Source organism: Chromobacterium sp. FG22 (genome assembly GCF_057809415.1).
On record NZ_JBMDJX010000006.1, the window covers coordinates 55988 to 77586 of the forward strand.

19 protein-coding genes are annotated in these 21599 nt (G+C 62.5%); 11 read left to right on the forward strand and 8 right to left on the reverse strand.

The genetic code is table 11. The annotated features are described in order from the left end of the window. Nucleotides 1-101: 101 nt before the first annotated feature. The 4 genes from ACODSD_RS07845 to ACODSD_RS07860 all read left to right on the forward strand — a co-directional run bounded on the left by ACODSD_RS07845 (nucleotide 102) and on the right by ACODSD_RS07860 (nucleotide 5792). Nucleotides 102-2933 carry a valine--tRNA ligase gene (locus ACODSD_RS07845; RefSeq protein WP_488877116.1) on the forward strand — a complete coding sequence of 944 codons (2832 nt, stop codon included), beginning with the start codon at nucleotides 102-104 and terminating at the stop codon, nucleotides 2931-2933. 177 nt (nucleotides 2934-3110) lie between these two features. After that, nucleotides 3111-4352 (forward strand): AAA family ATPase, encoded by a 1242-nt coding sequence (locus ACODSD_RS07850; protein WP_488877117.1) that lies wholly within the window; start codon nucleotides 3111-3113, stop codon nucleotides 4350-4352. Then, nucleotides 4349-4852, forward strand: coding sequence for a hypothetical protein (locus ACODSD_RS07855; protein ID WP_488877118.1), 504 nt, complete (start codon nucleotides 4349-4351; stop codon nucleotides 4850-4852). Before ACODSD_RS07850 ends, ACODSD_RS07855 begins: the two co-directional genes overlap by 4 nt. 427 nt (nucleotides 4853-5279) lie before the next feature. Further along, a complete protein-coding gene (locus ACODSD_RS07860) occupies nucleotides 5280-5792 on the forward strand; it encodes a hypothetical protein (protein WP_488877119.1) in 513 nt (170 codons plus the stop codon). A gap of 211 nt (nucleotides 5793-6003) precedes the next feature. Here the strand turns inward: ACODSD_RS07860 and ACODSD_RS07865 are convergent, their stop codons facing one another. After that, on the reverse strand, nucleotides 6004-7116 hold the full coding sequence (locus ACODSD_RS07865; RefSeq protein WP_488877120.1) for a polyamine ABC transporter substrate-binding protein: 1113 nt from the start codon (nucleotides 7114-7116) through the stop codon (nucleotides 6004-6006). Between the two features lie 15 nt (nucleotides 7117-7131). Beyond that, nucleotides 7132-8430, reverse strand: a complete 1299-nt coding sequence (locus ACODSD_RS07870; RefSeq protein ID WP_488877121.1) for an NAD(P)/FAD-dependent oxidoreductase — start codon at nucleotides 8428-8430, stop codon at nucleotides 7132-7134. A gap of 136 nt (nucleotides 8431-8566) precedes the next feature. On the opposite strand from ACODSD_RS07870, the gene ACODSD_RS07875 reads away from it, so the two are divergent. Beyond that, a complete protein-coding gene (locus ACODSD_RS07875; protein ID WP_488877122.1) occupies nucleotides 8567-9424 on the forward strand; it encodes a LysR family transcriptional regulator in 858 nt (285 codons plus the stop codon). 234 nt (nucleotides 9425-9658) lie between these two features. Here ACODSD_RS07875 and ACODSD_RS07880 read toward each other — a convergent pair whose 3' ends face one another. Next, the gene (locus ACODSD_RS07880) at nucleotides 9659-10732 is read right to left on the reverse strand and encodes an alkene reductase (protein ID WP_488877123.1); all 1074 of its coding nucleotides are present in this window, start codon (nucleotides 10730-10732) and stop codon (nucleotides 9659-9661) included. Between the two features lie 102 nt (nucleotides 10733-10834). On the opposite strand from ACODSD_RS07880, the gene ACODSD_RS07885 reads away from it, so the two are divergent. Further along, complete coding sequence (locus ACODSD_RS07885; protein WP_233246673.1) at nucleotides 10835-11704, forward strand: LysR family transcriptional regulator; 870 nt, start codon at nucleotides 10835-10837, stop codon at nucleotides 11702-11704. Here the strand turns inward: ACODSD_RS07885 and ACODSD_RS07890 are convergent. Further along, nucleotides 11673-12197 (reverse strand): hypothetical protein, encoded by a 525-nt coding sequence (locus ACODSD_RS07890; RefSeq protein WP_488877124.1) that lies wholly within the window; start codon nucleotides 12195-12197, stop codon nucleotides 11673-11675. The genes ACODSD_RS07885 and ACODSD_RS07890 overlap by 32 nt on opposite strands. Then, a complete protein-coding gene (locus ACODSD_RS07895) occupies nucleotides 12194-12670 on the reverse strand; it encodes a MarR family winged helix-turn-helix transcriptional regulator (RefSeq protein ID WP_253315462.1) in 477 nt (158 codons plus the stop codon). The genes ACODSD_RS07890 and ACODSD_RS07895 overlap by 4 nt, the downstream gene beginning before the upstream one ends. A 263-nt stretch (nucleotides 12671-12933) precedes the next feature. Between ACODSD_RS07895 and ACODSD_RS07900 the strand changes: the two genes are divergently transcribed. After that, on the forward strand, nucleotides 12934-13608 hold the full coding sequence (locus ACODSD_RS07900; protein WP_253315461.1) for a hypothetical protein: 675 nt from the start codon (nucleotides 12934-12936) through the stop codon (nucleotides 13606-13608). A 447-nt stretch (nucleotides 13609-14055) separates the two neighbouring features. After that, on the forward strand, nucleotides 14056-14331 hold the full coding sequence (locus tag ACODSD_RS07905; RefSeq protein ID WP_107801776.1) for a hypothetical protein: 276 nt from the start codon (nucleotides 14056-14058) through the stop codon (nucleotides 14329-14331). A gap of 4 nt (nucleotides 14332-14335) precedes the next feature. Here ACODSD_RS07905 and ACODSD_RS07910 read toward each other — a convergent pair whose 3' ends face one another. Further along, nucleotides 14336-15241 carry a LysR substrate-binding domain-containing protein gene (locus ACODSD_RS07910; protein ID WP_253315460.1) on the reverse strand — a complete coding sequence of 302 codons (906 nt, stop codon included), beginning with the start codon at nucleotides 15239-15241 and terminating at the stop codon, nucleotides 14336-14338. 120 nt (nucleotides 15242-15361) lie between these two features. Between ACODSD_RS07910 and ACODSD_RS07915 the strand changes: the two genes are divergently transcribed. Continuing rightward, nucleotides 15362-16288: a DMT family transporter gene (locus tag ACODSD_RS07915; RefSeq protein ID WP_107799322.1), complete on the forward strand. Its 927-nt coding sequence runs from the start codon at nucleotides 15362-15364 to the stop codon at nucleotides 16286-16288. An 18-nt stretch (nucleotides 16289-16306) separates the two neighbouring features. Here ACODSD_RS07915 and ACODSD_RS07920 read toward each other — a convergent pair whose 3' ends face one another. Together ACODSD_RS07920 and ACODSD_RS07925 are read right to left on the reverse strand one after the other, a co-directional pair. Then, entirely contained in the window at nucleotides 16307-16855 is a 549-nt protein-coding gene (locus tag ACODSD_RS07920) for a disulfide bond formation protein B (RefSeq protein WP_107799321.1), read from the reverse strand. Nucleotides 16856-16865: 10 nt separating this feature from the next. After that, nucleotides 16866-17021 carry a DUF5993 family protein gene (locus tag ACODSD_RS07925; protein WP_158274275.1) on the reverse strand — a complete coding sequence of 52 codons (156 nt, stop codon included), beginning with the start codon at nucleotides 17019-17021 and terminating at the stop codon, nucleotides 16866-16868. Nucleotides 17022-17287: 266 nt separating this feature from the next. On the opposite strand from ACODSD_RS07925, the gene ACODSD_RS07930 reads away from it, so the two are divergent. Next, on the forward strand, nucleotides 17288-20629 hold the full coding sequence (locus tag ACODSD_RS07930) for an ATP-binding protein (protein ID WP_488877125.1): 3342 nt from the start codon (nucleotides 17288-17290) through the stop codon (nucleotides 20627-20629). Continuing rightward, nucleotides 20605-21519 (forward strand): response regulator, encoded by a 915-nt coding sequence (locus ACODSD_RS07935; protein ID WP_488877126.1) that lies wholly within the window; start codon nucleotides 20605-20607, stop codon nucleotides 21517-21519. Before ACODSD_RS07930 ends, ACODSD_RS07935 begins: the two co-directional genes overlap by 25 nt. The last annotated feature ends 80 nt before the right edge of the window (nucleotides 21520-21599 follow it).

Consider the following 21599-nt stretch of genomic DNA (forward strand, 5'->3'; position numbering starts at 1 on the left):
GCCTACCGCCTGATCCGCCCGCGCCGGCTCTCGGAGAACACTCCAAAACCGGGTATAATCGACCCATTTTTTCCATTCTAGAAGAACTACGATTCATCACCATGGAACTTGCCAAAAGCTTTGAACCCGGCGACATCGAACGTCGCTGGTACGATCAGTGGGAACAGGCCGGCTACTTCAAGCCCAGCATGGACACCGCCAAACCGTCCTTCGCCATCCAGCTGCCGCCGCCCAATGTGACCGGCACCCTGCACATGGGCCACGCCTTCAATCAGACTATTATGGACGGTCTGACCCGGTATTACCGGATGAAGGGCGACAACACCTTGTGGGTGCCCGGCACCGACCACGCCGGCATCGCCACCCAGATCGTGGTGGAGCGCCAACTGGCCGAGCAGGGCGTCAACCGCCACGACCTGGGCCGCGACGCCTTCACCTCCAAAGTGTGGGAATGGAAAGAGCAGTCCGGCGGCACCATCACTAGCCAGATGCGCCGCGTCGGCTGCTCCGTGGACTGGGACCGTGAATACTTCACCATGGACGACACCCGCGCCGAAGTGGTGACTGAAGTCTTCGTCCGCCTGTTCGAACAAGGCCTGATCTACCGCGGCAAGCGCCTGTCCAACTGGGACTCCAAGCTGGGCACCGCCATCTCCGACCTCGAAGTGGTTTCCGAGGAAGAAGACGGCCACATGTGGCACATCAAATACCCGGTGGTGGGAAGCGACGAGTTCGTCACCGTCGCCACCACTCGCCCGGAAACCCTGCTGGGCGACGTGGCCGTGGCCATCGCCCCGGACGACGAGCGCTATCAGCACCTGCTGGGCAAGCAGCTGGAACTGCCGCTCACCGGCCGCCAGATCCCGGTGATCGCGGACGAATACGTGGACAAAGAGTTCGGCACCGGCTTCGTCAAGATCACCCCGGCGCACGACTTCAACGACTACCAAGTGGGCAAGCGCCACAGCACCCAGCTCATCAACGTGATGAGCCTGGAAGCCAAAATCCTGGCCAAGGCGCAAATCTTCGGCTTCGACGGCAGCGCCCAGGGCGTGATCGAACTGCCGGCCGCCTACGCCGGCCTCAGCACCCAGGACGCGCGCAAAGCCATGCTGGCGGACCTGCAAGCCCAGGGCTATCTGCTGGACACCAAGCCGCACAAACTGATGGTTCCGCGCGGCGACCGCACCGGCACCGTGATCGAACCGCTGCTGACCGACCAATGGTTCGTCGCCATGGACAAAGTGGCGCTGGACAAAGACGGCAATCCGGACCCCACCGGCCAATCCATCGCCGCCAAGGCGATTGAAGCCGTGGAAAGCGGCGAAGTGCGCTTCATCCCGGAAAACTGGGTCAACACCTACAACCAGTGGATGAAGAACATCCAGGACTGGTGCATCAGCCGCCAACTGTGGTGGGGCCACCAAATCCCGGCCTGGTACGACGAAGACGGCAATATCTACGTGGCCCGCAGCGAAGCCGACGCCCAGGCGCAAGCGCCGGGCAAGACCCTGCGCCGCGAACAAGACGTGCTGGACACCTGGTTCAGCTCCGCCCTGGTGCCGTTCTCCACCCTGGGCTGGCCGCAAGACACCCCCGAACTGCGCGCCTTCCTCACCTCCAACGTGCTGGTGACCGGCTACGAAATCATCTTCTTCTGGGTGGCCCGGATGATCATGATGACCAAGCACTTCACCGGCAAGGTCCCGTTCCGCGACGTCTACATCCACGGCATGGTGCGCGACCACGAAGGCAAGAAGATGTCCAAGTCCGAGGGCAACGTCATCGACCCGGTGGACCTGATCGACGGCATCGCGCTGGAACCGCTGGTGGCCAAGCGCACCACCGGCCTGCGCCGCCCGGAAAAAGCCCCGGCCATCGCCAAGGCCACGGAAAAGCTGTTCCCGGAAGGCATCCCGGCTTACGGCACCGACGCGCTGCGCTTCACCATGGCCAGCTACGCCACTCTGGGCCGCAGCGTCAACTTCGACTTCAAACGCGCCGAAGGCTACCGCAACTTCTGCAACAAGCTGTGGAACGCCACCCGCTTCGTGATGATGAACGTGGAAGGCAAGGACTGTGGTCAGGACGAAAGCCTGCCGCTGGAATACTCCTTTGTTGACCAGTGGATCATCGGCCGCCTGCAACAGGCCGAGATCGACGTCACCAACGCGCTGGAAACCTACCGCTTCGACATCGCCGCCCAGACCATCTACGAATTCATCTGGAACGAATACTGCGACTGGTACGTGGAACTGGCCAAGGTGCAGCTGCAAACCGGCAACGAAGCCCAGCAGCGCGCCACCCGCCGCACCATCGTCCGCGTGCTGGAAGTGGCGCTGCGCCTGACCCACCCGCTGATGCCCTTCATCACCGAAGAGCTGTGGCAGACCGTGGCCCCGCTGGCCAACGCCAAGACCACCCCGTCCATCATGCTGGCCCCGTGGCCGGTGGCGGACGCCGGCAAGATCAACGCCGCCGCCAACGCCCGGATGGACGCGTTCAAGGACATGGTCAACGCGGTGCGCAATCTGCGCGGCGAAATGGGCATCGGCCCGGCCGTCAAAGCGCCGCTGTTCATCGAAACCGGCGACGCCACGGTGGCGGACTTCGTGCCCTACCTGAAACTGCTGGCGCGGCTGACCGAAGGTTCCATCGTTGCCGCGCTGCCGGAAGACGACGCCCCGGTGGCCATCTCCGGCGACGCCCGCCTGATGCTGAAGGTGGAAGTGGACAAGGCGGCGGAAACCGCGCGCCTGACGAAGGAGCAGGGCAAGGCGGAAGCCGAACTGGCCAAGCTCACCGCCAAGCTGGAAAAGCCGGGCTATGTCGACAAAGCCCCGGCCCACCTGGTGGAGCGAGACAAGGCGCAGTTGGCCGAGTTGAACGACAAGCTGGACAAGATCAAGGTGCAGTTGGCCAAGCTGGGATGACCGGTTAGATTAATCAAAAATGCCCACCGTTAGGTGGGCATTTTTAGTATCCTGGTTATGTGGTTTTTGAGTGGCATCAGTTTTGTTGTTTACGATGAAAAAGTGGATAATGTTTTGTTGGTGTTTTCTTAATTTGGCCTTGCTGTAGGGTTTGTTAATTTAATTAAGGGGGTCTTAATGCTAAAAGAGCTTCGATTGGAGAGTTGGAAGAGTTTTAAGAGCTCCTCAATATTTATAGATAAAATTACAACCTTAATTGGAACCAACTCAAGTGGAAAATCCAATTGTTTAGATGCTATTTCTTTTTTAAATAGAATAGCTCAGGGCATGTCCTTAACCTCGGCACTTAAGGGTGAGGGGGCTATTGCAGGTGTGCGAGGAGGGCTTGAGTGGGCTCCGTTGCAGCCAAATAATAAATTTACTATTACAGTGGTGTGTGAAAGTCCTGCAGATGTCAGGACGGACTATGTGTACAGTATTGAGGCAATGGTTGCTGATAATAAGTGTGAGCTGGTTCGCGAGAGTCTGAAAAGAATAAAGTATAGGCCTACAACGAGGAATAATCCTTACGAAATAAATTTATATTGGACTGACCCTTGCCAGGAAGATGATCCTTTTATTAATGCTAGATTATATAATGAAAAAAGTGGATCTTTAAAAAAAGTAGGAAAATCTAGTTCTATTCTTTCTCAGCTGGCTCAACAGGTGACACGCCAGGAGATAAATGAAGGTATTAGCATAGTTCAAGATTGCTTGATGAGTGTTTTTGTTTTGGATCCAATTCCGTCTCATATGAGAGGGTTTTCTGCATTGTCAGATAAGCTTGAAAATGATGCGTCCAATATTGCGGGAGTTATCGCCGCATTGCCTGATAAGGCGGATGTCGAAAAAAAACTATCCGAGTATTTGAGGGAACTGCCTGAAAAAGATATCTCTAGGATTTATGCGGAGACAGTTGGGAAGTTTAATGCTGATGCGATGTTGTATTGTGAGGAAGCGTGGAATTCTAGCGGTCAGTCGCATACCGTGGATGCAAGAGGTATGTCTGATGGAACTCTACGTTTTTTGGCTATTGCAACTGCTTTACTTACTCGGCCAAGAGGAAGCCTGTTAATTGTAGAAGAGATTGATAATGGATTGCATCCATCTCGAGCTGGCTTGTTGGTGAAAATGCTTCAGCAAATTGGGGGTGAGAACGAAGTAGATGTTCTGTTTACTACGCATAACCCTGCCTTGTTAGATGCTATTGGCCCAACGGGGATACCATATATTATGGTTGCTCATCGGGATAACTCCTCGTATAGCAAAATTACACCCTTAGAAGAGCTTGAGCCTCTTGCGAAGATGATCTCATCTGGTTCAATTGGAAAGTTGTCGGCATCTGGGATGATAGAGAAAATGCTGAGGGGTGGGAATTGAAAAAGGTTATTGTTTTTGATACGTCAATATTGTGTTGTTGGCTAAGAGTCTCGGGTAAAGAGACATGCGGTCCTCTTGGGGATGTGTGGAATAAAGAACGTATAGATGTATATCTTGAGGAGTGCGCTGGGGCAACCTTTGTTTTGCCGCTGGCTGCAATTATAGAGACAGGTAATCATATAAGCCAAGCACCAAACCATCGTTATGAATGTGCTGTGGAGTTCTGTACTCTTATTTCTAAGTCGGTGAATGAGAATGAGCCTTGGGCTGCATTTAGGCAGCAAGACGTGCTGTGGGGTGAGGACAAGTTGTTGGAGCTTGCTGCGTCTTGGCCAGAGAAGGCTGCGGGAAAAGTTAGTCTTGGTGATGCGATGATTATTGATGTGGCTAATTATTATGCAAATATTGGTTATGAAGTAAAGCTATTGACAGGGGATGAAGGGCTTAAGGCCTATCAGCCAATTATTCCGCTTCAACCGCCGAGAAGGCGTCGAAAATAGCTTTGATATTTATTTGTAATTCTAGGATAAGTGCATTCATAAGGGTGTTGCTTTCTTTAGGTTTTGTGAATTAAATGTGTGGGGTTTTATTTGAGCCTGTGCTGTTCAATTAGAGCCAGGTTGCGTTAGAGGGAAACTTCTCTTGTTGTACCGCCCCCGCTTGACTCCCCCCGCCATCTAGCCAACAATGGTCCCCGCGCTGCCACACAAACAGCGCCGGGACTGGTCTCCTGAGTTTGTATCTTGGCGGACACGCCGCGAAAGCGGCATTTTCGTGTCCGGTTGCTATTGCTTTGCCTAAAATCTGGGCGGGCCATGGCAGGGGTGCCCCATGGGCGCGCCGGACCAAGATACCGGTGAGACCAGCCTTGTCATGTGCCCGCCTTGCCGCGTCTATCGGCCAGGCCCTTCATTCAAGGAGGTTGCAATGGCGAAGTCAGTCCGTCCGATGCCCAACATCGAATCCACTCCATCCCATTCCAAGGATCCCGCCGTCCAGCAGGACAGCGTTCCCCCGCAACAGCCGGCGCTGCGGCGCTCGCAGTACCGCTGTGTTTCCGTGGAAACCAAGGCAACCCGCCTGCCTTTTGTCCGCTTCATTCCGGGCCGCAATCATCCGCATTACTGGCAACCAGCCGAACCCGAGGATTACGCCGAGGCCTGCATGCTGGGCCGCCAGTACGCCGCGCACCTGGCGCTGTGGCTGAAAAGCAATGAGCTGGACGCCGGCCGCGGCCTGCTGCTGCGCATTGCCAGGGATATGGATCACAGCGACCGCAGCCACCGCAACGGCTTGCGCCGCGGCTTTTTCAACTATCTGGAGATCTTGCTGGGCGTGGCCGGGCGGCAGTTGAACCTGTACCGCCACGTGGAGGCGATGCACCAGTTGCAGCGCAGCCGGGATCTGATGGCGTGGCTGGAGGGCAAGCGCAAGCCCTGAGCCGCCGGAAGCTTGAGTGAAGAAACCCGCCGCGAGGCGGGTTTCTGCTTAGAACGTGTTTACGATCTCGCGAGCTAAGGTGAGACAAGGCGAAAACCGCTGAGAAAGCGGAGTGTACACACGGTATATGAGCATTTCGAAGGGGTACTCACCGTGTAACGTTCCACAACGCGCAGCAGATCGTAAACAGGTTCTTAGGTCTTTGTCAGGCTTACTTGTTGATCTTAAGCCGTGACCACAGCCGGCTTTGCAAGCTCATGATGGATTGGGGCAGCGGCTTGATCAGGGTCATATTCTTCAGTTCGGCTTCCGGCGGGTAAAGGATGGGGTCGTTGAGCAGGGCCGGGTTCACGTATTTGCGCGCCGCCTTATTGGCCGTCGGGTAGAAGGTTTCATTGGTGATCGCCGCGTTCACCTTGGGGTCCTCGATATAATTGACCCACTTCATCGCCAGCGCGGGATTCTTGGCGTCCTTGGGGATGGCCATCACGTCAAAGGCGAGCAAGCCGCCTTCCTTGACGTTGGCGAAGCGGATCGAATAGGGCTTTTTGGCCTCGCTGGCCCGCTTGCTGGCGATATAGACATCGCCGGAAAACCCCAGGGCCACGCAGATATCGCCGTTGGCGAGGTCATTGATGTAGCCGGAGGTGTTGAAGCGGGAGATATAGGGCCTGACCTTTTTGAGCAGCGCGTAGGCGTCCTCGTAATCCTTGGGGTTGGCGCTGCTCGGGTCTCGGCCCAGGTATTGCAAGGCGGCGGCGAAGACGTTGACCGGCCCGTCGACCACCGACAAGCCGCATTTCGACACCTTGGCCGCCAATTGCGGGTTGAACAGAACCGCCCAGGAGTTCATCTTGACGTCGCTGCCCAGCGCCTGGCTGACTTTCTGCTGGTTGTAACCGATGCCGACGGTCACATAAGCCCAGGGCACGCCGTAGAGGTTGCCGGGATCGGCGCCTTCAATCAGCTTCATCAGCACCGGGTCCAGATGCTTCAGATTGCCTATCTTGCTCTTGTCCAGCTTCTGGTAGATGCCGGTCTTGATTTGCCGCGCGAGAAAATTGGAGGTGGGCACCACCACATCGTATCCGGCGTTGCCCAGCAATAATTTGGCTTCCAAGGTGGTATTGCTGTCGTAATTGTCGTAGCGCACCTTGGCGTTCTGCAGTTTTTCAAAATTGGCGATGGTGTCCTTGGCGATGTAGTCCGACCAGTTGTAGACGTTCAGGATTTCGCCTGCATGAACGGGCGCGGCCAGCAAGCCGCTCAGCAGCAGGCCGGCGCGGGCGAGGGCGGTTCTTGATCGTGTTGTCCATTTCTCCATGATGCGTCTCCTTGCTTAGATTTCACTGCTGGACTTAAAGCGTTCGTAAGCGATTTTCAGGCTGGCGCCGATGTCCAGAAACGGCCTGGGCGGCAGCCAGCCCGGCGAACCGTGGGCGAGGACGTGGGTCAGCATCTCGCTGGAAACGCCCGAGGCGTATTCGGCCAGCAGCTTGCCCCAGAGCGTGCCGCGCGCCAGGCCGGAGCCATTGCAGCCGGACACGGCGAACAGATTGGGGGCCATTTGTTTGAACAAGGGCCTGCCGCCGCGCGTGCCGCCGAGGTGGCCGGACCAGCTAAAGGCGATGGCCTGCTCGTCCAGCCAGGGAAAGCGCCGCTGCAAGCCGGATAGATGGCGCTGGCGTCGGGCGTGCAAGTCCGCCGCGGCCAGATCCCGGCGACGGAATTCCAGGGTGTTGCGTATCATCAAGCGCTTGTCCCGCGTCAGCCTGACGGTGGCGCCGGTCAGAGCCGCGGACAGCATGCCCCAGGGGCGAGGGTTGCCGATGGCGGCCAGTTCCGGCGGGCTCAAGGGCCGGGTCAAGGAGGCGCTGAGCTCCAGCGGCAGCACGTGCGCGCCTTGGAGGCCGGCTCTGCCGGCGAAGGCGCCGGCGCAAACAATGATATGGTCGGCGCGGATGACCCGCCCGTTGCCATGGGCCTCCAGCGCGCCAAGCGACCCGCTCCGAATTTGGCTGACGTTGAACTGCTCATACACCTCCACTTGGGCGGGCAAGGCGGCCAACAGGCCCTGGACATATTTGGCGGGTTGAATCAGGGCGTTGCCGCCTGCGCAGTGTATGGCCAGCTGGTAAAAGTCCGTGCCCAAGGCATGGGCGAGCGATGCGCCCTGGCATAGCGTGGCTTGCGCGCCCACGGCTTCCAGCGTTTCCAGGAGGCGCGCGGGGCTGGACATTTTTCTGATATCGCTCACGCCAATGTAATAACCGGCGGCGTCGTAATCGCAGTCTATGTGGAATTGTTCAATGTATTGGGCAAGGAGTTGGCTGGCGGCCATGCCGAAGCGGGTTTCATGCCGGTAGTTTTCAAACCCGGCTTGTCGCCAATATTCGCCGTCGTCGGGTTTTTCATGGCAGACGACAAAGCCGGAGTTGCGCGAGGAGGCCCCTTGTCCCAATAATTGACGCTCCACGAGGGTGATGTGGGCGGAGGGGTTTAGCGTGGCCAGATTGATGGCGCAAGAAATGCCCGAGATTCCGCCGCCGATAATCAGGAAATGGGTTTTTAGGTTTTTGTTCAAGCTGGGGAAGGTCTTGCTTGATTCCGTGGTTTCAATCCAGCCGCATTGATTCATTGCTTGCCCTGCTTATGGGGTATTGCCGATTTTTCTAGTGTAAGCAGCGGTTTGCGGCCATGACCAACAATTTGTTTTCATCCTATCATTCCGGGATTTCATGCTCATGATCATTCGTCCGCCCAATATTCAGTCCTTGCAAACCTTTCTGGTGTTGAGCGAGTGCAGCTCGTTCACGGCGGCGGCGGAGCGGCTTCATCTGACCCAAAGCGCGGTCAGCCGGCAGATTCAATTGCTTGAAGAACATTATGGCGTGACTTTGTTCAAGCGGAGCGCGCGCAAGATCGAGCTGACCGCGGAGGGCGTGGGGCTGCTGCATTCGGCGGAATTGATTTTTCGCGAGCTGGGCAATGTGGAGAAGCGCTATTCCAAAAAAATCAGGCCGTTTCGTTTGAAGATCTACGCTTCATTGGCCATGAGGCTGTTTATCCCGCTGCTGAATCAATTTGCCGCGGATAACCCTGGGATGAGTTTGGCGGTGGAGACGGAAACCGATTTGATTTATGGCGACTTGGCGCAATACGACGCCTTTGTCAGTTATAAGGACGCCGCGGCAATCACGCAGGAGGATTGGCTCTTATTCGCCGAATCCCTGATTCCGGTCTGTCATCCGCAATCCGTGTGCGCCAAGCCCTTGCCGACCCGGCTTGAGCAATTGCCGGACTATACGCTGCTGCACGGTTCGATGAACGGCATGGATTGGGAGCGCTGGTCTTTAAGCAAGAATCTGTGGCTGGACCCATCGCAGGCGCAAATCTTTTTCAATCTGGATGAATTGGCGATTGAAGCCGCCTTGCAAGGGGCGGGCATTGCCATGACGGATCAGCGGCTGGTGCAAGGGCTGCTGGAAGACGGTTCGCTCTGCTCCCCGTTTCCGAGCGCTTTGCAAACCGATAACGCCTATGTGTTGACCTTCAAAAAAGGCGGAGACGCCCATCCCAACGCCGCCGTGGTAAAGCGCTGGTTGCAGCGGCACTTGTGCGCGGATCATTAAAGCCATCCGGAGAGCCATCCGGCTTGGAGCGCGAACCGCTTCCATGGCCCGCCGTCACGGAACGCAGAGCGCGCCGGCGGGTATCGCCTACGGCGTCTCCCTCCCTGGAAGCGGCCGCTCGCCATGGGTAGGGTGGGAGGAGCGCAGCGATACCCACGCGGAAGGCTGTTGATGGGCCTTGGGGCGCTTTGGATGCGCGGCTTTCAAGGCCGCATCGTCCTATTGAAACAGGCTCTAAGCCGGCTGCGCGTCGCTCAGGGCGGGGTAGTCGGTATAACCCTGCTCGTTCCCGCCGTAGAAGCTGTTCTTGTCGGCCTCGTTCAGCGGCGCATTCCGCTTGAGCCGTTCCACAAAGTCCGGATTGGCCAACACCATGGCGCCGTAGGATTCCAGCTCCGCCAGGCCGGCGGCGATATCGGCGCCGATCTGCTCGCGCGGGCGGCCCGGGCGGTTGAGGATCAGCGCGCCTTGCCAGCGTTGGCGCAGATCGGCCAGCAAGGCCTCGTCGCCCAGGTGCATCAGGTGCAGGTAGGCCAGTCCCAGCTTGTTCAGTTCGCTCACCAGATAGCGGTATAGCGCCGGGCCTTGTTCGCCTTCATCTATGCCCCAGATGCTCAGGCCGGGCGATAGACGGATGGCGGTTCTGTCCGGGCCGATTTCCTCGGCGATGGCGGTGGCCACTTCGATGGCGAAACGGGCGCGGTTTTCCAGGGAGCCGCCGTATTCGTCGTCGCGGGTGTTGGCGCTGGGCGCGAGGAATTGCTGGACCAGGTAGGCGTTGGCGCCGTGGATTTCCACGCCGTCGGCGCCGGCTTCAATGGCGCGGCGGGCGGCGTGGCGGAAGTCCTGCACCGTCTGGCGCACTTGTTCGGTGCTCAGCGCGCGCGGGCTGGGAATCGGCTGCATCCCCGTGGCGGTGAACATGCCGGCGCCCGGGGCGATGGCGGAGGGCGCGACGCCCAGCTCATGGCGCGGGGTGTTGTCCGGGTGGCTCATGCGGCCGGCGTGCATCAGCTGGATGAAGATACGCCCGCCCTGGGCATGGACGGCGTCCGTGGTGTGTTTCCAGCCGGCGACGTGGGCGTCGGTGTAGATGCCGGGGGTGGCGAGGTAGCCTTGGCCTTCGTCGGACGGCTGGGTGCCTTCGCTGATGATCAGGCCGAGGCCGGCGCGCTGGGCGTAATAACGGGCGGCCAGCGGGCTCGGGCTACCGTCCGCCTGGGCGCGGGAACGGGTCATCGGGGCCATGACCAGGCGGTTGCTCAGGGTGAGGCCGGCGAGGCGGGCGGGGTCGAATACGGTGTTCATTGCGCTTTCTCCTATTGGTGGGGTGCTCTCATCATCGCCGGCTTTATTTGTGAGATAAATAGGGTATTTTGGATAATACTGATCCATTTTTGGAGCAATGATGTGGAATTGCTAAACGATATGGCTTTGTTCGTCGAGGTGGTCAAGGCCAAGGGCTTCCGCAATGCGGCGGAGGCGATCGGGGTGCCGAACTCCACGCTGTCGCGGCGGATTGCCGCGCTGGAGAAGTCGATAGGGCTGCGCTTGCTGCACCGCACCACTCGCCGGATAGAGCTGACCGAGGCTGGGCTGCTTTACTACGAGCGCTGCCGGCGCATCGTCGACGAGGCCCGGCTGGCGCACGAGCAATTGGGCGAGATGCTGGCCCAGCCCAGCGGGGTGTTGCGCGCCTCGCTACCGGTAGATTTCGCCGTGACCTATCTGGCGCCGATGATCGCCGAGTTTGCGCGGCTCCATCCCGGCATCGATTTCGATTTGGACCTGACTCCCCGGCGCGTCGATCTGGTGAGCGAGCCTTTCGACGTGGCGGTGCGCATGGGGACGCCGGAAAGTTCGCAATTGATCGCGCGGACCTTGGGCGCGCTGACGCCCGGGCTGTACGCCTCGCCCGGCTATCTGGCCCGCGCGGGCGAGCCGGCAAGCCCGGCGGAGCTGGCGGGGCATCAGTGCCTGAGCGTGCTGAAGCCCGACGCCTGGACCTTCCACGGCGAAGGGCGGGAGCTCGCCGTTGCGGCGGGCGGGCGCTTCGCCTTGAACAGCATAGGCCTGGCCAAGCGGCTGGCGACGCTGGACATGGGCATTGTGCTGATGCCGGCGGAGATTGTCGCGGACGAGGTGGCCAGCGGCGGCCTGCGCCGGATCATGCCCGGCTGGCACGGCACGCCGGTGCCGGTGTACGCGCTGACGGAAACCCGTTTGCTGCCGGCCAAGACCCAGCGCTTCATCGAGTTTTTACAGCAGCGCCTGCGTTGACGCCATGGCCGTCCGCCGTGAAGCGGCCGCGAGCGCCGGGTCGCCAAACGCCGACGGCGGCGGTGATCACGATCAGCAGGATGTTGAGCCCGCCGCCTATCGCCTCGCGCAGGGTGGCGGCCTGAAAGTCCGCGCCCAGCTCGCCGCCCGCACCCTCAAGCAGCGCGGCTTGGGCCAGTTGATTGGCCATGTCCACCGCCGGCACCACCACGAAGCTGGCGTTGAGCAGGATCAGCAGCGTCAGGCCCAGCTTGAGCTGAAAGAAGCGGTTGCGCGGGCCGTAACGCCGGTAGCCCAGCAGCAGGCCGCTGATCAACATCAGCCACAGGCCGGGCACGGTCAGCGCCCAGGTGCCGATATGGATGTACTGTCGCGTCTGCGCCAGCAGGGCCGGGGCGGCCGGGGCGGTTTCGGACAGCACGATCCAGGCCAGAATGCTGCCCAGGAACAGGGCCAGCGCGATGAAGTGGATGAGTTTGAGGAAGCGGTTCATTTCTCTTCTCCAATGGGCGGGCTGAGCGTCTCCAGCACGCGCAGCAGTTGTTGCAGGGTTTGGCGGGCGGCGTCGAAGTCCGCGTCGGGCAGCTGTTGCGCCAGTTGCGCGGTCCACCGCGCCTGGCAATCTTGGGTGCCGGCCACGGTGCGTTCGCCCTTGGCGCTCAGTCGGTACAGCGGAGAGCGGGCGTGTTGGGGGTTGGGCAGCACGTCGAAATAGCCTTCCTCCACCAGCTTGTACAGCTGTTTTTGCGCGCCTTGGCGGCTGATGCCCATGCGGGCGGCGATTTGCGGCGCGGTTTGCGGGCCGTCGGCCAGGCCCACCGCGCCGAGCACCTGCCAGCGCGCGCTATTGATGCCCAGGTGGGCCACCAGTTGGTCGCCTCTTTCCAGCAGGGCGCCGTTCAGGCGGAAGATCAGCAACATCAGCTCGGTGATGTCTTGAGGGCGATGGTTTTGTTGGGTGGACATGGGGTTTCTCTATTTGACAACCGGTTGCCATTATTGACAACTAGTTGTCAGACTGCAAGCTCATTTTGGTCTAGGCATGAATACGGTTGCTTGGAGGCGGCGAGGCAGGGCGGGGGCTTCAGGCCGGGCGGGCGCGTTCATTGGGCGGCAATGGATGATGAATGCGTATGTACTTGTAAATACAGTCAAAAATGAAAATGTAATTTCTATGTTAGCATCGTCGGCTTCCTAAAAAGCTCTGTTCAAAGCCAATGAAAAAATGCTTGCCCTTCTTGATGTTGCTCAGCCTGCACGCCCATGCCGATGATGAGGCGCTGCGCCAGATGTTCAATTGCGACGGCAGTTTCTTTCGCTACATCGCCCAGCCCGGCAAGGCTGTTCCCGGCCTGCCGGTGACGGTGGAAAACGGCCGCGCCGCGTTGCGGATGCAGCCTGTCCGCGATCAGGCGCTGGAGATGGAGGAGGACGTCAGCGGCGCGTCCGAAGGCTTGACGTCGCTGCTGCGCCATTCCGCCATCGATCAGCCGGTGGCGTTGACGCCGCAGTGGGCCTTGCGCGATTACGTGGAAGAACACTTCCACAACACCAATGGTCCGATGGACGTCAACGGGGTGTTGGAGTCCTATAACTGGGGTTTCCGCTTGCTGGGGCAGCGGGATATGACGCTCCAGCAATTCGTCGCCCAGCGGCCGGATCTGACATTCAGCTGCGACAAGGAAAAGGGCGGCGTCTGTACGTTGTACCGCCAATGGGACAAGGGCGCGTGGAAAACCATCAAGCCCGAGCAGCAGTACGCGGACGTGCCGCGTTTGTTGTTGACGGCCTCCAAGTCCGACCCCCGGCATTTCTCGCTGGAGTGTTCCTTGCTGGTGGAGGGCGAGCGTCTGCCGCCGGGCTTGATCAAGGCCTTGCAACCGGATTGGGCTTTGAATTTCTGAGAACCTGTTTACGATTTGCTGCGCGTCGTGAGGCGCGGCACGGCGAGTAGCGCTTCGAAATGCTCATATGCCGTGTGTACATTCCGCTTTCTCAGCGGTTTTCGCCTTGGCTCGCCTTAGCTCGCGAGATCGTAAACACGTTCTGAGAGCCGCTTTACGCTGCGCGTCTGTCCGTATGCTGACGCGATGCCCATGATGAATCCAGCCCCCGCGCGGGGCTTTTTTCATATGAGCGCGGCTTGGCCGGCGACGCCGAGCGGCTGGCCAAAGTCTGTTTGGCGATATGAAAATGATAAATGGGAATTTAGTTTGAAATATGAATTACGTAGTAATAACTAAAGCCTTGCCCTGGCGCGGAAGCCCTTGCTATACCGGCATTGGGCGGGGCAAGCGAAGCGGGCTCCGTGTTGTTTCCAGTGTTGGATAACTCATTACGGGAGCATGATCATGTCTGAACAATTGCTGGGTGGTTGGTCCGGTTTCCAGCCGGTGGATGAAAAAGACCGCAAGGTTTTCCATCAGGCCACGGAAGGTTTGCTGGGCGTGAAATACGTGCCGCTGGCGGTGTCCACGCAAGTGGTGGCCGGAGAGAACTATATTTTCCTGGCCAGCGCGGAGGTGGTGTATCCCGGCGCGCAGCCGCATCTGGTGGCGGTGTACATCTACCAGCCGCTGGGCGGCAAGCCGCCGCATGTGACCCGCATCGAGAACGTGCGTCTGTAAGCCCTTAGCCAAGACGCTGTTGCGCAACAAGCCCGCCGTCCGGCGGGCTTTTGTTTTGGGTCGCCGCGGCTTGTTCCAGCAGCCATTGTTTGAAGACGCCCATTTCCGGGTCGCGCATGAGATCCGGACGGTGTATCAGGTAATAAGCGAGGGCGCTGCGCAGCGGCGGCGCCGGCAGTTCCCGCAGCCGGCCGGCGGCCAGTTCGGCTTGCAGCAAGGAGCGCCGCGCCAGCGCGTAGCCGCGGCCGGCCAGCGCGGCCTCTATGGCGGCGTTGGAGTCCACGCAGACCACGCCTTGTTCGCAGTCCAGTTCCAGGCCGGCGGCGCGGCTCCACAGCCGCCAGTCGCCGCGGTGTTCGTCGTGCAGCAGCCGCTCGCCGCCGAGGGCGTCCAGCCGCGCCGGCAGCGCGGGCGCGCATACCGGCGTCAGTTCGTCGTCCAGCAGCTTGCAGGCGCTGAGGCCGGGGTAATCGCCCAGGCCGTGGCGCACGGCGAAGTGGATGTTTTCGGCGGCGAGGTCGACCACGCGGTTGCCGGTGCTGACGTGGACGTCGATCCGCGGGTGCTCGCGCATGAAGCCCTGCAGCCGGGGCAGCAGCCATTGCGCGCCAAACGAGGGGGTGCAGCTGAGCAGGATTACGCGGCGGGCGCCGGTCAGCCGCGCGGTGGCGTGGTCTATCAGGTCCAGCGCTTGCCGGCAGGCGGCCAGGTAGTCGCGGCCGGCGGCGTTGAGCGTCAGGCCGCGCGCGCGGCGCTCGAACAGCGGCTGGCCCAGGCAGTCTTCCAGCTTGCGCAGTTGCTGGGAGACCGCGCCGGGGGTGACGTGCAGTTCTTCGGCGGCCAGCTTGACGCTGAGCCGGCGCGCGGCGGCTTCGAAGAAGCGCAGGGATTCCAGCGGCGGTTTGGGCATATGAGTTTAGATTTTCTAAATTGTCAGGCAGGAAAAATCGTTTGTTTGCGGCATCTATGCGGTTGATGATTTCAGTATCTGGTTTAGCAAAGTTAAATACAAGGCGAAGGGAGAGGCATCATGGGAATGGCGAGCTTGAGTCGTTTGCTGTTGTTGGCGGCCTTGTGGGGCGGCAGCTTTTTGTTCATGCGCATCGCCGCGCCGGCGCTGGGCGCCTTGCCGACGGCGTTTGGCCGGGTGGCGCTGGGGGCGGCGGGCCTGCTGGGGCTGATCGCCTTGTTGCGGGTGGGGCTGTCCTTCAAGGGCAAGCTGGCCGCCACCTTGCTGCTGGGGGTGATCAATTCCGGCTTGCCCTTTCTCTTGTTCGCGCTGGCGGCCCGGGTGTTGCCGGCCGGCTATAGCGCGATCCTGAACGCCAGCACGCCGCTGATGGGGGTGTTGATCGGCGCGGCGGCGTTTGGGGAGCGCATTAGCGCCAACAAGCTGGCCGGCGTGCTGATCGGTCTGGCCGGCGTGGCGGTGCTGACGCAGACGGGCCCGCTGGCGACGGGAACGGCGGCTTTGTGGGGCGTGGCGGCCTGCCTGGCGGCCACCGCCTGTTACGGCCTGGCCGGTTTTCTGACCAAGCGCTGGATTGCGGACCGCGGCGGGCTGGACAGCCGCGTGGTGGCTCTGGGCAGCCAGTTGGGCGCGGTCTTGCTGCTATTGCCCTTGATGGCCTGGCAGGCGAGCTCCCAGCCGCTGGGGTGGCCGGAGGCGGGGGCGGAGGTGTGGCTGGCGATGCTGGCCTTGGGCCTGCTGTGCACGTCGCTGGCCTATGTCTTGTATTTCCGACTGATCGCCGACGTCGGCCCGCTGAAGGCGCTGACGGTGACGTTTCTGATTCCGCCTTTCGGCATTTTCTGGAGCTGGCTGGCGCTGGGAGAGACGGCGACGCTGTCCCAGGCGCTGGGCGGCGCCTTGATCGCGCTGGCGCTGTGGCTGGTGCTGCGGCCGGAAGCGCCGGCGGCGCGCGCCGCCGCGCCGGACGAGGATTGGTCGATCTAGCGGCGGCGCGGCGCGGGCTTAATTGAGCAGCAGATAGCTGATCGGGCTTTCTCCGCAAGCCGCCAGCCCGCATTCCAGGAATACGGACAGGGCGTTGCCCAGCAGCAGGGCCATGGTCAGGGCGACGCCGGCCTTGGCCAGCCGGCCCAGCTGCGCCGGGGGCTGACGGTCGAAGCTGTGTTCGCGCTGGCACTGCATCAGCAGCAGGCCGCAGCCGATGAAGACGGCGAAAAAGGCGATGGCGGCCCAGGTGTAGAAATGCAGGCCCAGGATGGGCGGGCCGAAGCCGGCGTCGCCGGGGGCGATGTGCAGCAGCACTTGACGGCCGGCCACGGCGAAGCCGGCGGCGGCGGCCAGCAGCATCATGCCGTAATGGCCGGGCTTGTCGCCCAGCAGCACATTGGCGGCCAGCGCCACCGCGATGGCGCACAAGGCCACGCGTTGCAGCAGGCAGAGCGGGCAGGGCAGCTCATGCTGGGCGAACTGGAAGTAGAAGGCGACCAGCAGCATCAGGTTGATCAGCAGCAGGCCCAGTTGGTTCAACTTGTCGGTGAGGTTGTGCGTCATGTCGGGCTCCTCACAGCGAAATGGGCAGACTGCTGGTGGCGTGGAACTTGAACCAGTACAGCGTGAGCGCGAAGGCCAGGCCCCAGCAGGCGTAGGCCCATTGGCGCTTGCGCAGGATCAAGGCCAGCAATGAGGCGGCCAATAGCAGAAACAGCAGGGTATCCATCGGGAATTCCTTAATGTGGCGGGCCGGCGGAGCCGGCCTGGGTGGTGGTTGCCAATCAATATTAGCGCTTGCTTAATGTTGTGTGAATAGCTTGTTTGCAGGCGGCGGCGCGAAATTCTCCACTGAATCAGTACATTCGCCATTCGTATCGTATAAAACGGCGCGCAGGGAGGCGATGGGAAGCGGCGGCCTTTTGCCGCGCGCGGCGGCGCTTGGCAGGCTTTTTGCATTAAAGCAGTTGTTAGCATCACCTCAAGGCCGCCGCCATGTCCGCTTCCCATCCCGCGCCGCTTTACGCGGTGAAAGTTCGCCGCGATTACAACAGTTGGGTGGCGCGCGAGTCGCTGGAAGACTATGCCTTGCGCTATACCCCGCAGAGCTTTCGGCGCTGGTCGCCGTGGCGGGTGGCGCACACCGCGCTGGGCGGCGCCGCCGCTTTTCTGGTGTTGGAGGCGGTGGGCGCGGCGATGCTGACGGCGGGCGGCTTCGTCAATGCGGCCTGGGCCATTCTGGCGGTGGGGCTGGTGATTCTGCTGGCCGGCCTGCCTATCAGCGTCTACGCCGCCCGCTACGGCGTGGACATGGATCTGCTGACCCGCGGCGCCGGCTTCGGCTATCTGGGTTCCGCCGTCACCTCTTTGCTGTACGCGGCCTTCACCTTTATTTTCTTCGCGCTGGAAGCGGCCATCATGGCCTATGCGCTGGAGTTGGGCTTTGGCCTGCCGCCGGCCTGGGGCTATGTGCTGTGCACCGTGGCGGTGCTGCCGCTGGTGGCCCACGGCGTCACCGCCATCAGCCGGCTGCAAGTCTGGACCCAGCCGCTGTGGCTGGGCTTGTTGTTGCTGCCCTATGGTTTCGTGCTGGCGCGCCAGCCGGAGGCCTTGAGCGGCTTTTGGCACTACGCCGGGGCGGAAGGCGGTGCGGGCGGCTTTGATCTGCGTCGTTTTGGTGCGGCTTTCGGCATCGGCATCGCCTTGATCGCGCAGATGGGGGAGCAGGCGGACTATCTGCGCTTCATGCCGCCGCCCGCCACCGGCCAGCGCCGCCGCTGGTGGCTGGCCTGCCTGGCCGGCGGCCCGGGCTGGGTATTGCCCGGCATGCTGAAGATGCTGGGCGGCGCGCTGCTGGCCTGGCTGGTTCTGGACCATGGTCAGGCCGGCGGGCCGGCGCCGGATCCGGCGCGCCTGTATTGGTTCGGCTACGCCCGGATCTGGGGCGACGGCCGGCTGGCGCTGGCGGCGACGGTGCTGTTCGTGCTGCTGTCGCAGCTGAAGATCAATGTCACCAACGCCTACGCCGGTTCGCTGGCCTGGTCCAATTTCTTCGCGCGGCTGACCCATAGCCATCCGGGGCGGGTGGTGTGGGTGGCTTTCAATCTCTTGATCGCGCTCTTGCTGATGGAGCTGGAGATTTTCCAGGCGCTGGCGCACGTGCTGGCGCTGTTCGCCAATCTGGCCATTGCCTGGATGGTGACTGTGGCGGCGGATTTGGCCATCAACAAGCCGCTGGGGCTGAGCCCGCCGGGCATTGAGTTCCGCCGCGGCTATCTTTACGACGTCAATCCGGTGGGGCTGGGTTCGCTGCTCCTGGCCTCGGCGGTTTCGGTGTCGGCGCACCTGGGGGCGCTGGGCGAGCAGATGCAGCCGCTGGCCCCCTTCCTGTCCTTGCTGACCGCCTTGCTGGCCACGCCGGCGCTGGCCTGGCTCAGCGGCGGCCGTTATTACCTGGCGCGACAGCCGGCGTCGCCGCCGGCTCCGCCGCAGCGCTGCGCATTGTGCCGCCGCCTGTACGAGCCGCCGGACATGGTCAGTTGCCCGGCGTATCGCGGCTGGATCTGCTCCCTGTGCTGCACGCTGGACGCGCGCTGCGAGGACCGCTGCAAGCCCAAGGCGCGGCTGGACAAGCAGTGGCGCGCCTGGCTGAGCCGGCTGCTGCCGCGGGGCTGCCGGCCGTATCTGCAACGCGGCCTGGCCGATTATCTGCTGCTGATGACGCCCATGCTGGCGGGGCTGGGCCTGCTTATGGCCGGCTTGTCCTTTTGGGCGCGGAGCCGCCCGGCCTTGGAGGGGCTGGCGGCGCGGCTGCCGCAATTGGGCGCGGGCCTGCTGCTGGGTTGCAGCGTGCTGGCCTGGTGGCTGGTCTTGTTGCGGCAGAGCCGGCAGGTGGCGCAGCAGGAATCCAAGCGGCAGACCCAGCGCTTATTGCGCGAGATCGCTTCCCACCGCCGCACCGACGCCTTGCTGCAAAAGGCGCGCCGCGACGCGGAGCAGGCCAATCAGGCCAAGAGCCGCTACGTGAGCACGCTCAGTCATGAGCTGCGCACGCCGCTGAACAGCATGCTGGGCTATGCGCAGATCCTGGACGGGGACCCGGAGATTCCGCCGTCGAAACGGCCGGCGCTGGCGGTGATCCGCCGCAGCGGGGATCACCTGCTGTCGGTGATCGAGGGCACGCTGGATCTGGCGCGGATAGAAAGCGGCCGGCTCAGCCTGGAGCCGCGGCCGCTAGACTTCGCCGCGCTGATCGGCCAATTGACGGCGATGTTCCAGCTGCAGGCGCGGGACAAGGGCCTAGGCTTCCGCTTCCTGCCGCAAGGCGAGTGGCCGGCGCTGGTGCGCGCCGACGAACGGCGGCTGCGGCAGATTCTGATCAATTTGCTGGGCAACGCGGTCAAGTTCACCGCGCATGGCGAGGTCAGCCTGGGCCTGCGTTATCAGGGCGAGGTGGCGTGTTTTGACATTGCCGACACCGGGCCCGGCATCGCGCCGGAGGAGGCCGAGCGCGTGTTCGAGCCGTTTGAGCGCGGCGGCGGGGCCGCCGGCCAGAGCGGCAGCGGGCTGGGCCTGACCATTGCGGGCATGCTGACCTCGCTGATGGGCGGGGAGCTGAGGCTGGACAGCCGGCCGGGCGGGGGCTGCGTGTTCACGCTGCGCCTGTTCCTGCCGCGGCTGGGCGCCGCGCCGGCGGCGCCCTTGTCGGCGCGCGTCGGCTACCAGGGCCGGCGGCGGCGGGTGCTGCTGGTGGACAACCATGAGCAGGACCGGGAGATGCTGGCCAGCGCCTTGCGGCCTTTGGGTTTCGAGGTGGAGCAGGCGGCCGGCGGCCAGGCTTGCCTGGACTGGCTGGAGCAGGCGCGGACGTTGCCGGATCTGGTGTGCATGGATCTGGCGATGCCGGGCCTGGACGGCTGGGAAACCCTGCGGCGCATCCGTCGCCGGCACGGCGACGCGCCTGCGCTGGCGGTGATTTCCGCCAACGCCTTCGAGCGAGGGCAGGACAACGACGCGGGCATCCGCGCCGAGGATTTCTTCGTCAAGCCCATCCGCGTCGAGCAGCTGCTGGACTGGATAGGCCGACGCTTGCAGCTGGAGTGGCTGAGCGGGGAGGAGCCGGCGCTGCGCTGGCCGCCGGAGGAGGCGCTGGACGAGTTGCGGCAGGCTTTGCGGCGCGGCTATCTGCGCGGCGCGCGCGCCGCCCTGCTGCGCTTGGAGGTGGGCGCGCTGGGGGCGGACCCGGCTTACGGACCGTTTCTGGCGCGGGCGCGGAGCCTGCTGGACGGCTGCCGGCTGGACGAGTTGCTGCGATGGCTGCCGGGAGCGCCGGCGTGAGCGCGCCGCGGCCGGAGCGGGCGACGGCGCTGATCGTGGACGATCAGCCGGAAAACCTGGCCTTGCTGCACGATGCGCTGGACCTGGCCGGCTACCGGGTCTTGCTGGCCACGGACGGCGCGGCGGCCTTGGGCCGCGCCGCCGAGTGCCGGCCGGACATCATTCTGCTGGACGCGTTGATGCCGGGCATGGACGGTTTCGAGACGGCGCGGCGCTTGAAGGCGGGGGCGGAAACGCAGGCGATTCCCATCGTGTTCATGACCGGGCTCAGCGACAGCGAGCACGTGCTGGCGGCGTTTGCCGCCGGCGGCGCGGATTACGTGATCAAGCCGCTGCGGCCGGCGGAGGTGCTGGCGCGGCTGGCCGCCCATATCGGCAGCGCGCGCCAGCTGTGCCGGGCGCGGCAGGCGCTGGAGGCTTCGGGGCAGGCCTTGCTGGCGGCGGACCCGGCCAGCGGCCGGCCGCTGTGGCTGACCGAGCGAGCGCGCGGCCTGCTGCAAGCCCACGGCTGGTCCGAGGCGGCGCTGGCGGCGCGTTGGCGGCCCTGGCTGGCCCAGGCCGCGGCGGGGGCCAGCCTGACCTTGGAGGAAGGCGACGGCGCGGCCTTGCTGGCGCGGCGGCTGGCCGGGGACGAGTGCCTGCTGGCCTTGAGCGAGGCGGGAGACGGCGCGGCGCCGCGGCGCCTGATGCGGGCGCTGGGGCTGACTCCGCGCCAGGCCGAGGTGCTGCATTGGCTGAGCCTGGGCAAGACCAACCGCGATATCGGCGACATCCTCGGCATGAGTCCGCGCACCGTCAACAAGCATCTGGAGCATGTGTTCGCCCGCCTGGGGGTGGAAACCCGCACCTCGGCCGCGGCGCTGGCCTTGCGCAACGCCGGCGGCGGGTGACGGGGCATACGTCATGTAACGTATTCCGGCCGGGCGGGCCGGGGCTTAGTCTGATCCTGCAGTGCAACAATTCCTCGCCG

Excerpts from the sequence above, each read along its gene's own strand:
- ACODSD_RS07915 (WP_107799322.1), top strand. The coding sequence starts at position 15,362 with ATGGGAATGGCGAGCTTGAGTCGTTTGCTGTTGTTGGCGGCCTTGTGG.
- ACODSD_RS07845 (WP_488877116.1), top strand. The coding sequence starts at position 102 with ATGGAACTTGCCAAAAGCTTTGAACCCGGCGACATCGAACGTCGCTGG.
- ACODSD_RS07910 (WP_253315460.1), bottom strand. The coding sequence starts at position 15,241 with ATGCCCAAACCGCCGCTGGAATCCCTGCGCTTCTTCGAAGCCGCCGCG.
- ACODSD_RS07880 (WP_488877123.1), bottom strand. The coding sequence starts at position 10,732 with ATGAACACCGTATTCGACCCCGCCCGCCTCGCCGGCCTCACCCTGAGC.
- ACODSD_RS07865 (WP_488877120.1), bottom strand. The coding sequence starts at position 7,116 with ATGGAGAAATGGACAACACGATCAAGAACCGCCCTCGCCCGCGCCGGC.
- ACODSD_RS07860 (WP_488877119.1), top strand. The coding sequence starts at position 5,280 with ATGGCGAAGTCAGTCCGTCCGATGCCCAACATCGAATCCACTCCATCC.
- ACODSD_RS07870 (WP_488877121.1), bottom strand. The coding sequence starts at position 8,430 with ATGAATCAATGCGGCTGGATTGAAACCACGGAATCAAGCAAGACCTTC.
- ACODSD_RS07850 (WP_488877117.1), top strand. The coding sequence starts at position 3,111 with ATGCTAAAAGAGCTTCGATTGGAGAGTTGGAAGAGTTTTAAGAGCTCC.
- ACODSD_RS07930 (WP_488877125.1), top strand. The coding sequence starts at position 17,288 with ATGTCCGCTTCCCATCCCGCGCCGCTTTACGCGGTGAAAGTTCGCCGC.
- ACODSD_RS07905 (WP_107801776.1), top strand. The coding sequence starts at position 14,056 with ATGTCTGAACAATTGCTGGGTGGTTGGTCCGGTTTCCAGCCGGTGGAT.
- ACODSD_RS07890 (WP_488877124.1), bottom strand. The coding sequence starts at position 12,197 with ATGAACCGCTTCCTCAAACTCATCCACTTCATCGCGCTGGCCCTGTTC.
- ACODSD_RS07895 (WP_253315462.1), bottom strand. The coding sequence starts at position 12,670 with ATGTCCACCCAACAAAACCATCGCCCTCAAGACATCACCGAGCTGATG.
- ACODSD_RS07935 (WP_488877126.1), top strand. The coding sequence starts at position 20,605 with ATGGCTGCCGGGAGCGCCGGCGTGAGCGCGCCGCGGCCGGAGCGGGCG.
- ACODSD_RS07920 (WP_107799321.1), bottom strand. The coding sequence starts at position 16,855 with ATGACGCACAACCTCACCGACAAGTTGAACCAACTGGGCCTGCTGCTG.
- ACODSD_RS07925 (WP_158274275.1), bottom strand. The coding sequence starts at position 17,021 with ATGGATACCCTGCTGTTTCTGCTATTGGCCGCCTCATTGCTGGCCTTG.